The sequence below is a fragment of the Escherichia sp. HH26CH genome (genome assembly GCF_009820205.1).
GTDB classification, from domain to species: Bacteria; Pseudomonadota; Gammaproteobacteria; order Enterobacterales; family Enterobacteriaceae; genus Escherichia; species Escherichia coli_F.
Genome location: NZ_VNXM01000002.1, coordinates 1 through 13,800, shown reverse-complemented (window position 1 = coordinate 13,800; position 13,800 = coordinate 1). Strand labels below are relative to the sequence as shown.

Annotated in this window: 16 protein-coding genes and 1 pseudogene; 15 read left to right on the top strand and 2 right to left on the bottom strand. The window is 52.5% G+C overall.

The genetic code is table 11. From position 1 onward, the window contains the following. Positions 1–33 precede the first annotated feature (33 nt). The 12 genes and pseudogenes from cysD (at position 34) to rpoS (ending at position 9,804) form a co-directional block, all read left to right on the top strand. The gene (gene cysD / locus FQ015_RS00090) at positions 34–942 is read left to right on the top strand and encodes a sulfate adenylyltransferase subunit CysD (RefSeq protein WP_000372392.1); all 909 of its coding nucleotides are present in this window, start codon (positions 34–36) and stop codon (positions 940–942) included. 1 nt (position 943) lies between these two features. Then, the gene (gene cysN, locus FQ015_RS00085) at positions 944–2,371 is read left to right on the top strand and encodes a sulfate adenylyltransferase subunit CysN (RefSeq protein ID WP_160523543.1); all 1,428 of its coding nucleotides are present in this window, start codon (positions 944–946) and stop codon (positions 2,369–2,371) included. Further along, the gene (cysC, locus tag FQ015_RS00080) at positions 2,371–2,976 is read left to right on the top strand and encodes an adenylyl-sulfate kinase (protein ID WP_039021008.1); all 606 of its coding nucleotides are present in this window, start codon (positions 2,371–2,373) and stop codon (positions 2,974–2,976) included. The genes cysN and cysC overlap by 1 nt, the downstream gene beginning before the upstream one ends. Before the next feature lie 49 nt (positions 2,977–3,025). After that, entirely contained in the window at positions 3,026–3,349 is a 324-nt protein-coding gene (locus FQ015_RS00075) for a DUF3561 family protein (RefSeq protein WP_001246111.1), read from the top strand. Between the two features lie 193 nt (positions 3,350–3,542). Then, positions 3,543–3,854: a cell division protein FtsB gene (ftsB, locus tag FQ015_RS00070; RefSeq protein WP_000517477.1), complete on the top strand. Its 312-nt coding sequence runs from the start codon at positions 3,543–3,545 to the stop codon at positions 3,852–3,854. A gap of 18 nt (positions 3,855–3,872) precedes the next feature. Beyond that, the gene (gene ispD / locus FQ015_RS00065; RefSeq protein ID WP_032303660.1) at positions 3,873–4,583 is read left to right on the top strand and encodes a 2-C-methyl-D-erythritol 4-phosphate cytidylyltransferase; all 711 of its coding nucleotides are present in this window, start codon (positions 3,873–3,875) and stop codon (positions 4,581–4,583) included. Further along, positions 4,583–5,062, top strand: coding sequence for a 2-C-methyl-D-erythritol 2,4-cyclodiphosphate synthase (ispF, locus tag FQ015_RS00060; RefSeq protein ID WP_001219242.1), 480 nt, complete (start codon positions 4,583–4,585; stop codon positions 5,060–5,062). Before ispD ends, ispF begins: the two co-directional genes overlap by 1 nt. Continuing rightward, the gene (gene truD, locus FQ015_RS00055; RefSeq protein WP_000568944.1) at positions 5,059–6,108 is read left to right on the top strand and encodes a tRNA pseudouridine(13) synthase TruD; all 1,050 of its coding nucleotides are present in this window, start codon (positions 5,059–5,061) and stop codon (positions 6,106–6,108) included. Before ispF ends, truD begins: the two co-directional genes overlap by 4 nt. Next, positions 6,089–6,850, top strand: a complete 762-nt coding sequence (surE, locus tag FQ015_RS00050; RefSeq protein WP_001295182.1) for a 5'/3'-nucleotidase SurE — start codon at positions 6,089–6,091, stop codon at positions 6,848–6,850. The genes truD and surE overlap by 20 nt, the downstream gene beginning before the upstream one ends. Continuing rightward, positions 6,844–7,470 (top strand): protein-L-isoaspartate O-methyltransferase, encoded by a 627-nt coding sequence (pcm, locus tag FQ015_RS00045; protein WP_000254708.1) that lies wholly within the window; start codon positions 6,844–6,846, stop codon positions 7,468–7,470. The genes surE and pcm overlap by 7 nt, the downstream gene beginning before the upstream one ends. A gap of 184 nt (positions 7,471–7,654) precedes the next feature. Further along, positions 7,655–8,749 (top strand): murein hydrolase activator NlpD, encoded by a 1,095-nt coding sequence (nlpD, locus tag FQ015_RS00040; protein WP_337191366.1) that lies wholly within the window; start codon positions 7,655–7,657, stop codon positions 8,747–8,749. A 62-nt stretch (positions 8,750–8,811) separates the two neighbouring features. Beyond that, a pseudogene (gene rpoS, locus FQ015_RS00035) lies at positions 8,812–9,804 on the top strand (RNA polymerase sigma factor RpoS). Positions 9,805–9,862: 58 nt separating this feature from the next. Here rpoS and FQ015_RS00030 read toward each other — a convergent pair. After that, the gene (locus FQ015_RS00030) at positions 9,863–10,612 is read right to left on the bottom strand and encodes a hypothetical protein (protein WP_148936340.1); all 750 of its coding nucleotides are present in this window, start codon (positions 10,610–10,612) and stop codon (positions 9,863–9,865) included. A 260-nt stretch (positions 10,613–10,872) separates the two neighbouring features. Continuing rightward, a complete protein-coding gene (locus FQ015_RS00025) occupies positions 10,873–11,277 on the bottom strand; it encodes a MarR family winged helix-turn-helix transcriptional regulator (RefSeq protein WP_001208081.1) in 405 nt (134 codons plus the stop codon). Between the two features lie 146 nt (positions 11,278–11,423). Here FQ015_RS00025 and FQ015_RS00020 point away from each other — a divergent pair, with 146 nt between their 5' ends. The 3 genes from FQ015_RS00020 to FQ015_RS00010 are packed head-to-tail and all read left to right on the top strand — an operon-like array spanning position 11,424 to position 13,691. Beyond that, positions 11,424–12,017 carry a non-oxidative hydroxyarylic acid decarboxylases subunit B gene (locus FQ015_RS00020; protein WP_160523541.1) on the top strand — a complete coding sequence of 198 codons (594 nt, stop codon included), beginning with the start codon at positions 11,424–11,426 and terminating at the stop codon, positions 12,015–12,017. Next, positions 12,017–13,444 (top strand): non-oxidative hydroxyarylic acid decarboxylases subunit C, encoded by a 1,428-nt coding sequence (locus FQ015_RS00015; protein WP_160523540.1) that lies wholly within the window; start codon positions 12,017–12,019, stop codon positions 13,442–13,444. Before FQ015_RS00020 ends, FQ015_RS00015 begins: the two co-directional genes overlap by 1 nt. 10 nt (positions 13,445–13,454) lie before the next feature. Then, positions 13,455–13,691, top strand: coding sequence for a non-oxidative hydroxyarylic acid decarboxylases subunit D (locus FQ015_RS00010; RefSeq protein ID WP_000562980.1), 237 nt, complete (start codon positions 13,455–13,457; stop codon positions 13,689–13,691). Positions 13,692–13,800: the final 109 nt, after the last annotated feature.

Below are 13,800 nucleotides of genomic sequence, written 5' to 3'. Positions count from 1 at the left end.
GCAAGAAAATAGCGGTATTGCAAAGGAACGGTTATGGATCAAAAACGACTTACTCACCTGCGGCAACTGGAGGCGGAAAGCATCCACATTATTCGTGAGGTGGCGGCAGAATTCTCAAATCCGGTGATGCTCTACTCTATCGGTAAAGATTCCAGCGTCATGCTGCATCTGGCGCGCAAGGCGTTTTATCCGGGTACGCTGCCTTTCCCTCTGCTGCATGTTGATACTGGCTGGAAATTCCGCGAGATGTATGAGTTTCGCGATCGTACGGCTAAAGCCTATGGCTGCGAGTTGCTGGTGCATAAAAACCCGGAAGGCGTGGCGATGGGGATTAATCCATTCGTACACGGCAGCGCAAAACATACCGATATTATGAAAACCGAAGGTTTGAAGCAGGCGTTGAACAAGTACGGTTTTGATGCCGCCTTCGGTGGCGCACGTCGTGACGAAGAGAAATCCCGCGCTAAGGAGCGAATCTACTCTTTCCGTGACCGCTTCCATCGCTGGGACCCGAAAAATCAGCGCCCGGAGCTGTGGCACAACTACAACGGGCAAATTAACAAAGGCGAAAGTATCCGCGTTTTCCCGCTCTCTAACTGGACCGAGCAGGATATCTGGCAATACATCTGGCTGGAAAATATCGACATTGTCCCGCTGTATCTCGCTGCTGAACGTCCGGTTCTGGAACGCGACGGTATGTTGATGATGATTGATGACAACCGTATCGACCTGCAACCGGGCGAAGTGATTAAAAAACGGATGGTGCGTTTCCGTACGCTGGGCTGCTGGCCGCTGACCGGCGCGGTGGAGTCAAATGCGCAAACACTGCCGGAAATCATCGAAGAGATGCTGGTTTCCACCACCAGTGAACGTCAGGGGCGCGTGATTGACCGCGACCAGGCGGGATCCATGGAGCTGAAAAAACGTCAGGGGTATTTTTAAGATGAACACCGTACTTGCACAACAAATCGCCAATGAAGGCGGCGTCGAAGCCTGGATGATTGCGCAACAACATAAAAGCCTGCTGCGTTTTCTGACCTGTGGTAGCGTCGATGACGGCAAAAGTACCCTGATTGGTCGCCTGCTGCACGATACCCGCCAAATCTACGAAGATCAGCTCTCATCACTGCATAACGACAGTAAACGTCACGGCACCCAGGGCGAAAAACTGGATCTGGCCCTGCTGGTGGACGGCCTGCAAGCTGAGCGTGAACAGGGCATCACCATTGATGTGGCTTACCGCTATTTCTCCACCGAGAAGCGTAAATTTATAATCGCCGATACCCCTGGGCACGAGCAGTACACCCGCAATATGGCGACTGGCGCATCGACATGCGAACTGGCGATCTTACTGATCGATGCCCGTAAAGGCGTGCTCGATCAAACGCGTCGTCACAGTTTTATCTCCACGCTGTTGGGTATCAAACATCTGGTCGTGGCGATCAACAAAATGGATCTGGTGGATTACAGCGAAGAGACGTTCACCCGCATTCGTGAAGATTATCTGACCTTTGCCGAGCAGTTGCCGGGTAATCTGGATATTCGCTTTGTGCCGCTCTCCGCGCTGGAAGGCGACAACGTGGCTTCGCAAAGTGAAAGTATGCCGTGGTACAGCGGTCCGACACTGCTCGAAGTGCTGGAAACCGTGGAAATCCAGCGAGTGGTGGATGCTCAGCCAATGCGCTTTCCGGTGCAGTACGTTAACCGCCCGAATCTCGATTTTCGTGGCTACGCCGGAACGCTGGCATCCGGTCGCGTGGAAGTCGGGCAACGTGTCAAAGTGCTGCCCTCTGGTGTGGAATCAAACGTCGCGCGGATCGTGACCTTTGATGGCGATCGCGAAGAAGCCTTTGCCGGAGAAGCGATCACCCTGGTGCTGACGGATGAGATCGACATCAGCCGTGGCGATCTGCTGCTGGCGGCAGACGAAGCGTTACCGGCTGTGCAGAGCGCGTCGGTGGATGTGGTATGGATGGCAGAACAGCCGCTTTCCCCGGGCCAGAGTTACGACATCAAAATTGCCGGTAAGAAGACGCGTGCCCGTGTTGATGGTATTCGCTATCAGGTTGATATTAATAACCTTACTCAACGCGAAGTTGAAAATCTGCCGCTAAACGGCATTGGTTTGGTGGATCTCACTTTTGACGAGCCGCTGGTGTTAGATCGTTATCAGCAAAACCCGGTTACTGGTGGTCTGATTTTTATCGATCGCCTGAGCAATGTGACCGTGGGTGCCGGTATGGTGCACGAGCCAGTTAGCCAGGCTACTGCTGTGCCATCTGAATTCAGTGCATTCGAGCTGGAATTGAATGCCCTGGTCCGTCGTCATTTCCCGCACTGGGGTGCGCGCGATTTACTGGGAGATAAATAATGGCGCTGCATGACGAAAACGTCGTCTGGCATAGCCATCCGGTCACAGTGCAACAACGCGAGCAACACCACGGTCATCGTGGTGTAGTGCTGTGGTTTACCGGCCTCTCCGGGTCCGGTAAATCCACGGTCGCCGGGGCGCTGGAGGAGGCGTTACATAACCTTGGTGTCAGTACGTATTTGCTGGATGGCGACAACGTCCGCCACGGCTTATGCAGCGATCTCGGTTTTAGCGATGCCGATCGTAAAGAGAATATCCGTCGCGTCGGTGAAGTGGCGAATTTAATGGTTGAAGCTGGACTGGTGGTGCTGACCGCGTTTATCTCGCCACACCGCGCCGAACGCCAGATGGTTCGCGAACGCGTAGGAGAAGGGCGTTTTATCGAAGTGTTTGTCGATACGCCGCTGGCGATTTGCGAGGCCCGCGATCCAAAAGGCTTATATAAGAAAGCACGTGCCGGTGAACTGCGTAACTTTACGGGAATAGATTCCGTTTACGAAGCACCTGAATCGGCAGAAATTCATCTCAATGGTGAACAATTAGTAACAAATTTGGTACAGCAATTATTAGATCTGTTGAGACAGAACGATATTATCAGATCCTGAGACACCACCGGGTTTCCATGCCCGGTCCGTCAAAGTTACAGGATCAAATATGCGTAATAGCCATAACATTACACTAACAAATAACGACAGCCTTACTGAGGATGAAGAAACCACATGGTCACTGCCAGGTGCTGTGGTTGGTTTTGTCTCCTGGTTATTTGCGCTGGCGATGCCGATGTTGATTTATGGCTCTAACACGCTGTTCTTCTTTATCTACACCTGGCCTTTCTTTCTGGCACTGATGCCTGTCGCGGTGGTGGTGGGGATTGCGCTGCATTCATTGATGGACGGAAAGCTACGCTACAGTATTGTTTTCACCCTGGTGACAGTCGGCATTATGTTTGGCGCACTGTTTATGTGGCTACTGGGCTAATTTGTACTTTCCCGTCTCCTCTGTTCATAATTCAAACCGTAACGAATAATGAGATTATGTTCTGCACGCCCTGGGTATACGTAACAATGGACAAATGTGGTACATTTGCCCGCGTTGTCGCGGTATCCCCAACAGAGGATGTAGAGTCGTCTTCGGATGCATGGGATGATGATGCCGTTTTTCAGGGGGCAGGATGGGTAAACTAACGCTGCTGTTGCTGGCTATTCTGGTCTGGCTACAGTATTCGCTGTGGTTCGGTAAGAACGGTATACATGACTATACCCGCGTCAATGATGATGTGGCGGCACAGCAAGCTACAAACGCGAAACTTAAAGCGCGAAACGATCAACTTTTTGCCGAAATTGACGATCTCAATGGCGGCCAGGAGGCGCTCGAAGAGCGTGCGCGTAATGAACTCAGCATGACCAGGCCGGGCGAAACTTTTTATCGTCTGGTGCCTGACGCGTCGAAACGCGCACAGTCTGCGGGGCAAAACACTCGATAAATCAGCCCGGGAATTAACATGGCAACCACTCATTTGGATGTTTGCGCCGTGGTTCCGGCGGCCGGATTTGGCCGTCGAATGCAAACGGAATGTCCTAAGCAATATCTCTCAATCGGTAATCAAACCATTCTTGAACACTCGGTGCATGCGCTGCTGGCGCATCCCCGGGTGACTCGTGTCGTCATTGCCATAAGTCCTGGCGATAGCCGCTTTGCACAACTTCCTCTGGCGAATCATCCGCAAATCACCGTTGTAGATGGCGGTAATGAGCGTGCCGATTCCGTGCTGGCAGGTCTGAAAGCCGCTGACGGCGCGCAGTGGGTATTGGTGCATGACGCCGCTCGTCCTTGTCTGCATCAGGATGACCTTGCGCGATTGTTGGCGTTGAGCGAAACCAGTCGCACAGGGGGGATCCTCGCCGCACCGGTGCGCGATACCATGAAACGTGCCGAACCGGGCAAAAATGCCATTGCTCATACCGTTGATCGCAACGGCTTATGGCACGCGCTGACGCCGCAATTTTTCCCTCGTGAGCTGTTACATGACTGTCTGACGCGCGCTTTAAATGAAGGTGCGACTATTACCGACGAAGCCTCGGCGCTGGAATATTGCGGATTCCATCCGCAGTTGGTCGAAGGCCGCGCGGATAACATTAAAGTCACGCGTCCGGAAGATTTGGCACTGGCCGAGTTTTACCTCACCCGAACCATCCATCAGGAGAATACATAATGCGAATTGGACACGGTTTTGACGTACACGCCTTTGGCGGTGAAGGCCCAATTATCATTGGTGGCGTACGCATTCCTTACGAAAAAGGATTGCTGGCGCATTCTGATGGCGACGTGGCGCTCCATGCGTTGACCGATGCATTGCTTGGCGCGGCGGCGCTGGGGGATATCGGCAAACTGTTCCCGGATACCGATCCGGCATTTAAAGGTGCCGATAGCCGCGAGCTGCTACGCGAAGCCTGGCGTCGTATTCAGGCGAAGGGTTATACCCTTGGCAACGTCGATGTCACTATCATCGCTCAGGCACCGAAGATGTTGCCGCACATTCCACAAATGCGCGTGTTTATTGCCGAAGATCTCGGCTGCCATATGGATGATGTTAACGTGAAAGCCACTACTACGGAAAAATTAGGATTTACCGGGCGTGGGGAAGGGATTGCCTGTGAAGCGGTGGCGCTACTCATTAAGGCAACAAAATGATTGAGTTTGATAATCTCACTTACCTCCACGGTAAACCGCAAGGTACCGGGCTGCTGAAAGCCAATCCGGAAGACTTTGTGGTGGTGGAAGATTTGGGCTTTGAGCCTGATGGTGAAGGTGAGCATATTCTGGTTAGAATCCTCAAAAACGGCTGTAATACCCGTTTTGTGGCGGATGCACTGGCGAAATTCCTGAAAATTCATGCCCGTGAAGTCAGCTTCGCTGGGCAAAAAGACAAACATGCTGTTACGGAACAGTGGTTATGCGCTCGCGTGCCAGGCAAAGAGATGCCCGATCTCAGTGCTTTTCAACTGGAAGGTTGTCAGGTGCTGGAGTATGCGCGGCACAAGCGTAAGCTGCGTTTAGGGGCGCTGAAAGGTAACGCTTTTACCCTGGTTCTGCGCGAAGTGAGCAATCGTGATGACGTTGAACAACGTCTGATCGATATTTGCGTAAAAGGTGTACCGAACTACTTTGGTGCCCAACGTTTTGGTATTAGCGGCAGCAACTTGCAGGGTGCGCTGCGCTGGGCGCAAACCAATACTCCGGTGCGTGATCGCAATAAACGGAGTTTTTGGTTGTCGGCAGCCCGCAGTGCGTTGTTTAATCAGATTGTTGCTGAGCGCCTCAAAAAAGCAGACGTTAATCAAGTTGTTGACGGCGATGCGCTACAATTAGCCGGACGTGGCAGCTGGTTTGTTGCCTCCAATGAAGAACTGGCGGAATTACAGCGTCGCGTCAACGATAAAGAGCTGATGATTACTGCTGCATTGCCGGGCAGTGGCGAATGGGGAACTCAGCGTGAAGCGCTGGCATTCGAACAAGCCGCTGTCGCCGAAGAAACTGAATTACAAGCCTTACTGGTGCGCGAAAAAGTTGAAGCCGCGCGCAGAGCGATGCTGCTGTATCCGCAACAATTAAGCTGGAACTGGTGGGATGACGTCACCGTAGAAATCCGTTTCTGGCTTCCAGCGGGAAGTTTTGCAACCAGCGTTGTCAGGGAACTTATCAACACAACAGGTGATTATGCGCATATTGCTGAGTAATGATGACGGGGTACATGCACCCGGTATACAAACGCTGGCGAAAGCCTTGCGTGAGTTTGCTGACGTTCAGGTGGTCGCCCCCGATCGTAACCGCAGCGGCGCTTCAAATTCTCTGACACTGGAATCCTCCTTGCGCACGTTTACCTTTGAAAATGGTGATATTGCTGTGCAAATGGGAACCCCGACCGATTGCGTCTATCTTGGCGTGAATGCTCTGATGCGTCCGCGCCCGGACATTGTTGTGTCGGGGATTAACGCCGGGCCGAATCTGGGGGATGATGTTATCTATTCCGGTACGGTAGCCGCCGCGATGGAGGGCCGTCATTTAGGATTTCCGGCGCTTGCTGTCTCGCTTGACGGGCATAAACATTACGACACTGCCGCGGCGGTAACCTGTTCCATTTTGCGAGCTCTGTGTAAAGAGCCGTTGCGCACCGGGCGTATTCTCAATATTAACGTACCGGATTTACCGTTGGATCAAATCAAAGGTATTCGCGTGACGCGCTGCGGTACCCGACATCCGGCAGATCAGGTGATCCCGCAGCAAGATCCGCGCGGCAATACGCTGTACTGGATTGGCCCGCCGGGTGGTAAGTGCGATGCCGGTCCGGGGACCGATTTTGCTGCGGTCGATGAGGGCTATGTCTCTATCACGCCGCTGCATGTGGATTTAACTGCGCATAGCGCGCAAGATGTGGTTTCAGACTGGTTAAACAGCGTGGGAGTTGGCACGCAATGGTAAGCAGACGCGTACAAGCACTTCTGGATCAATTACGTGCGCAAGGTATTCAGGATGAGCAGGTGCTGAATGCACTTGCCGCCGTGCCGCGTGAAAAATTCGTTGATGAAGCGTTTGAACAAAAAGCCTGGGACAATATCGCCTTGCCGATAGGTCAGGGGCAGACAATTTCGCAGCCGTATATGGTGGCGCGAATGACCGAATTACTCGAGCTGACGCCGCAGTCGCGGGTGCTGGAAATTGGCACCGGTTCGGGATATCAAACGGCAATCCTGGCGCATCTTGTCCAGCATGTTTGCTCGGTTGAACGGATTAAAGGCTTGCAGTGGCAGGCGCGTCGCCGCCTGAAAAACCTTGATTTACATAATGTTTCAACCCGTCATGGCGATGGATGGCAAGGTTGGCAGGCACGTGCGCCGTTTGACGCTATCATTGTTACGGCGGCACCGCCGGAAATTCCAACTGCGCTAATGACGCAGCTGGACGAAGGCGGGATTCTCGTCTTACCCGTAGGGGAGGAGCACCAGTATTTGAAACGGGTGCGTCGTCGGGGAGGCGAATTTATTATCGATACCGTGGAGGCCGTGCGCTTTGTCCCTTTAGTGAAGGGTGAGCTGGCTTAAAACGTGAGGAAATACCTGGATTTTTCCTGGTTATTTTGCCGCAGGTCAGCGTATCGTGAACATCTTTTCCAGTGTTCAGTATGGTGCCTTGCACGGTAATTATGTCACTGGTTATTAACCAATTTTTCTTGGGGGATAAATGAGCGCGGGAAGCCCAAAATTCACCGTTCGCCGCATTGCGGCTTTGTCACTGGTTTCGCTATGGCTGGCAGGCTGTTCTGACACTTCAAATCCACCGGCACCGGTCAGCTCCGTTAATGGCAATGCGTCTGCAAACACCAATTCTGGTATGTTGATTACGCCGCCGCCGAAAATGGGGACGACGTCTACAACGCAGCAACCGCAAATTCAGCCGGTACAGCAGCCACAAATTCAATCTGCACAACAACCGCAAATCCAGCCAGTGCAGCCAGTAGCTCAGCAGCCGGTACAGATGGAAAACGGACGCATCGTCTACAACCGTCAGTATGGGAACATTCCGAAAGGCAGTTATAGCGGCAGTACATACACCGTGAAAAAAGGCGACACACTTTTCTATATCGCCTGGATTACTGGCAATGATTTCCGTGACCTTGCTCAGCGCAACAATATTCAGGCACCATACGCGCTGAATGTAGGTCAGACCTTACAGGTGGGTAATGCTTCCGGTACGCCAATCACTGGTGGAAATGCCATTACCCAGGCCGATGCAGCAGAGCAAGGAGTTGTGATCAAGCCTGCACAAAATTCCACCGTTGCTGTTGCGTCGCAACCGACAATTACGTATTCTGAGTCTTCGGGTGAACAGAGTGCTAACAAAATGTTGCCGAACAACAAGCCAACTGGGACCACGGTCACAGCGCCTGTAACGGTACCAACAGCAAGCACAACCGAGCCGACTGTCAGCAGTACATCAACCAGTGCGCCTATCTCCACCTGGCGCTGGCCGACTGAGGGCAAAGTGATCGAAACCTTTGGTGCTTCTGGGGGGGGCAACAAGGGGATTGATATCGCAGGCAGCAAAGGACAGGCAATTATCGCGACCGCAGATGGCCGCGTTGTTTATGCCGGTAACGCGCTGCGCGGCTACGGTAATCTGATTATCATCAAACATAATGATGATTACCTGAGTGCCTACGCCCATAACGACACAATGCTGGTCCGGGAACAACAAGAAGTGAAGGCGGGGCAAAAAATAGCGACTATGGGTAGCACCGGAACCAGTTCAACACGCTTGCATTTTGAAATTCGTTACAAGGGGAAATCCGTAAACCCGCTGCGCTATTTGCCGCAGCGATAAATCGGCGGAACCAGGCTTTTGCTTGAATGTTCCGTCAAGGGATCACGGGTAGGAGCCACCTTATGAGTCAGAATACGCTGAAAGTTCATGATTTAAATGAAGATGCGGAATTTGATGAGAACGGAGTTGAGGTTTTTGACGAAAAGGCCTTAGTAGAAGAGGAACCCAGTGATAACGATTTGGCCGAAGAGGAACTGTTATCGCAAGGGGCCACACAGCGTGTGTTGGACGCGACTCAGCTTTACCTTGGTGAGATTGGTTATTCACCACTGTTAACGGCCGAAGAAGAAGTTTATTTTGCGCGTCGCGCACTGCGAGGAGATGTTGCCTCCCGCCGCCGGATGATCGAGAGTAACTTGCGTCTGGTGGTAAAAATTGCCCGCCGTTATGGCAATCGTGGTCTGGCTTTGCTGGATCTTATCGAAGAGGGCAACCTGGGGCTGATCCGCGCGGTAGAGAAGTTTGACCCGGAACGTGGTTTCCGCTTCTCAACATACGCAACCTAGTGGATTCGCCAGACGATCGAACGGGCGATTATGAACCAAACCCGTACTATTCGTTTGCCGATTCACATCGTAAAGGAGCTGAACGTTTACCTGCGAACCGCACGCGAGTTGTCCCATAAACTGGACCACGAACCAAGTGCGGAAGAGATCGCAGAGCAGCTGGATAAGCCAGTTGATGACGTCAGCCGTATGCTTCGTCTTAACGAGCGCATTACCTCGGTAGACACCCCGCTGGGTGGAGATTCCGAAAAAGCGTTGCTGGACATCCTGGCCGATGAAAAAGAAAACGGCCCGGAAGATACCACGCAAGATGACGATATGAAACAAAGCATCGTCAAATGGCTGTTCGAGCTGAACGCCAAACAGCGTGAAGTGCTGGCACGTCGATTCGGTTTGCTGGGGTACGAAGCGGCAACACTGGAAGATGTAGGTCGTGAAATTGGCCTCACCCGTGAACGTGTTCGCCAGATTCAGGTTGAAGGCCTGCGCCGTTTGCGCGAAATCCTGCAAACGCAGGGGCTGAATATCGAAGCGCTGTTCCGCGAATAAGTAAGCATCTGTCAGAAAGGCCAGTCTCAAGCGAGGCTGGCCTTTTTCTTTTGTCAGCTTAATCTACACGTTGATGGTAACGTCCATCTCTGACGGTAAATTTTTCCCGGCATAGATGACTACTATCGTATTGTCCCGCGTCCATTGGCGTGACACATCGTACAGTCTGATGTAGTCCGTAGTTTTTAATAAACATCACCATATTGCGATTTGGTTTTTTGTGAGTGGTTTCCGTTGTTCTCCAGAGATGGCAGTGAGTTTCGCCTGGTGCAATAAGTTTTACCGGCCATGGCGTTGTGCCACTGCGCCATATTATCCCCGCATCATCAACATCCAATATCGGGCCGAAGAATCCCCAGGGAAGAATTTCATGCAAATTAACGTAACGAAAACAGTCTTCTTTTCCGCAATAGTGATGTGTCACAACCTCATCTGGTGTGCGAAACCAGGTATTTTCATGAAGAAATTCATGGCCAATATTGGCAATTACGGCAATATCGGGTTTGAACCAGAGCTGATCCTTGCCCTGGTCTACTGCTAAGGTGGAAATTACGGGGCGTTCATCAATAAAAGAGAGTAAGCGCGGTATTGATGTCAGGTGTTTTTTTTGCCAACGGTTGATACCCATTTGCTGTGCAGCATGACTGTTTTGCTGCCAATAAAGATAAGACGTTGCTTTTGATTCGCCAGTATAGAAAAACGCATCAGCGGGCAGTGTTGTACGAACAGTTCCTTTGCCTTGAAAACTGACTTCCCGAACAAAAAAATCAAGAAATAACACAGGGCGAGGAAGTTGAATAGGAGTCATTAAATATACCAAACCAATGTCGTAAGGTTGAAAATGATTTCGTTTTTATTCTATTAGTTTGGTAAGTATAAATATGTACCTCAATGTTTACCATGGTTATTCCTGGTGTTGGCTGGAAAAGGTCACAAGTTTGATTAATTACCAGAGCCAGAAGGGATAGTGCCCTTATGGCGTGGGGAACGTCGTCAAGCCCATCCAGGCTTCGTAATCCGGCTCTGTGCTGATAGGTGGGGAATCCTCGGTATTTACTGCGGGAACTTTCACACCATCATCTTGCGCACCAGCTGCATAAACAGCTCCTGCTCTTCTCCACTCAAACGCCCCAAAAATTCCTCATCTACACTGTCGCCAATCGGTATCGCCGCAGCAAGTACCTTTTCTCCTTCGGCAGTCAGCCAGACAAAGCGTCGCCGCTTATCAGCGGTGTCATGTTCACGTCTGACTAAGCCACGATTTTCCATTCTTGCCAACATTTCTGCCAGCGTTGCTTTGGTGCTGACGGCTGCTTCCATCAGTGCCACCTGTTCGATACCAGGTTTATCAGCAATGGCGCGCATCACCGCGTACTGTGGTTTGGTCAGGTCAGGTAACTCGTGCTGCCAGCGGGCCGTATGCTGCTGAAAAAGCTGTCGTAACTGATGGAACGCTTTATTTCGTAACGCCATGTAAACTCCGGGCTAATTCTCTGTCGCTATCATAGCGGTTTTTCAGTGACGAAGAAGATGTTGTTACTTTTCAATCCTTGCCGCTGTGGAAATGAAGGAGTATGTTAATAATAACGTTCGTATACGAACAATTAAGAGAGTAAGCAATGAAACTGATCGTCGGGATGACAGGGGCTACCGGTGCGCCTCTTGGTGTGGCATTACTGCAAGCGCTGCGGGAGATGCCGAATGTCGAGACTCATCTGGTGATGTCGAAGTGGGCGAAAACCACTATTGAACTGGAAACGCCTTACAGCGCTCGCGATGTTGCCGCCCTCGCTGACTTCAGCCATAACCCGGCGGATCAGGCTGCGACCATCTCTTCCGGCTCCTTTCGTACCGACGGCATGATCGTTATTCCATGCAGTATGAAAACGCTCGCCGGTATCCGCGCTGGTTACGCCGATGGTCTCGTAGGGCGCGCGGCGGACGTCGTGCTCAAAGAAGGCCGCAAACTGGTGCTGGTGCCGCGTGAAATGCCGCTTAGCACCATCCATCTCGAAAATATGCTCGCGCTTTCGCACATGGGCGTGGCGATGGTGCCGCCGATGCCTGCCTTTTATAACCATCCCGAAACGGTAGATGACATTGTCCACCACGTGGTAGCCCGCGTGCTGGATCAATTTGGCCTCGAACATCCTCACGCCAGGCGCTGGCAAGGGTTGCCGCAGGCCCGGAATTTTTCTCAGGAGAATGAATAATGGCATTTGATGATTTACGCAGCTTCTTACAGGCGCTTGATGACCACGGCCAGTTACTGAAAATCAGCGAAGAGGTGAATGCCGAGCCGGATCTGGCTGCCGCTGCCAACGCCACCGGGCGCATCGGTGACGGTGCACCGGCGCTGTGGTTTGATAATATTCGCGGCTTTACCGATGCCCGCGTTGCAATGAACACCATCGGTTCCTGGCAGAACCACGCAATTTCCCTCGGCCTGCCGCCAAACACCCCGGTTAAAAAACAGATTGATGAGTTTATCCGCCGCTGGGATAACTTCCCGATAGCCCCGGAGCGCCGTGCGAATCCTGCCTGGGCGCAGAACACCGTCGATGGCGACGAGATCAACCTGTTCGATATTCTGCCGCTGTTTCGTTTAAACGATGGCGATGGCGGTTTCTATCTCGACAAAGCCTGCGTGGTTTCCCGCGATCCGCTCGACTCGGATAACTTCGGCAAGCAGAATGTCGGCATCTACCGCATGGAAGTGAAGGGCAAGCGTAAGCTCGGCCTGCAACCGGTGCCGATGCACGATATCGCCCTGCATCTGCATAAAGCAGAAGAGCGCGGTGAAGATCTGCCGATTGCGATCACGCTCGGTAACGATCCGATCATCACCCTGATGGGCGCCACCCCGCTGAAATACGATCAATCAGAGTACGAAATGGCTGGCGCACTACGCGAAAGCCCGTACCCGATCGCCACCGCCCCGCTGACCGGTTTTGATGTGCCGTGGGGCTCGGAGGTGATCCTCGAAGGGGTAATCGAAAGCCGTAAACGCGAGATTGAAGGGCCGTTCGGTGAATTTACCGGCCACTACTCCGGCGGGCGCAACATGACCGTAGTGCGCATCGATAAAGTCTCTTACCGCACCAAACCGATTTTTGAATCGCTCTATCTCGGTATGCCGTGGACCGAAATCGACTATCTGATGGGGCCAGCCACCTGTGTGCCGCTGTATCAGCAACTGAAAGCCGAGTTCCCGGAAGTGCAGGCGGTGAACGCCATGTACACCCACGGCCTGCTGGCGATTATCTCCACCAAAAAACGCTACGGCGGCTTTGCCCGCGCGGTGGGCCTGCGTGCGATGACCACGCCGCACGGTCTGGGCTACGTGAAGATGGTGATTATGGTCGATGAAGACGTTGATCCGTTCAACCTGCCGCAGGTGATGTGGGCGCTTTCGTCGAAAGTGAACCCGGCAGGGGATCTGGTGCAGTTGCCGAATATGTCAGTACTGGAACTCGACCCTGGCTCAAGCCCGGCGGGGATCACCGATAAGCTGATTATCGACGCCACTACGCCTGTCGCCCCGGACAACCGTGGTCACTACAGCCAGCCGGTGGTGGACTTACCGGAAACCAAAGCCTGGGCTGAAAAACTGACCGCTATGCTGGCCGCACGTAAATAAGGAGAACAAGATGATTTGTCCACGTTGTGCCGATGAACAGATTGAAGTGATGGCGAAATCGCCGGTGAAAGATGTCTGGACGGTCTACCAGTGCCAGCATTGCCTTTATACCTGGCGCGATACTGAACCGCTACGTCGCACCAGCCGCGAACATTATCCCGAAGCCTTCCGTATGACGCAGAAAGATATTGATGACGCGCCAATGGTGCCGAGCATTCCGCCGCTGCTGGCGGCAGATAAGCGTTAAATAAAAGGTCCGACACCCATCGGACCTTTTCGTTGTGCACAGAAAACCCCCAGCTAGGCTGGGGGTTCCGGAAAGCTTTCAGCTTTGAGCCAGTTATTAAAACCCCTTT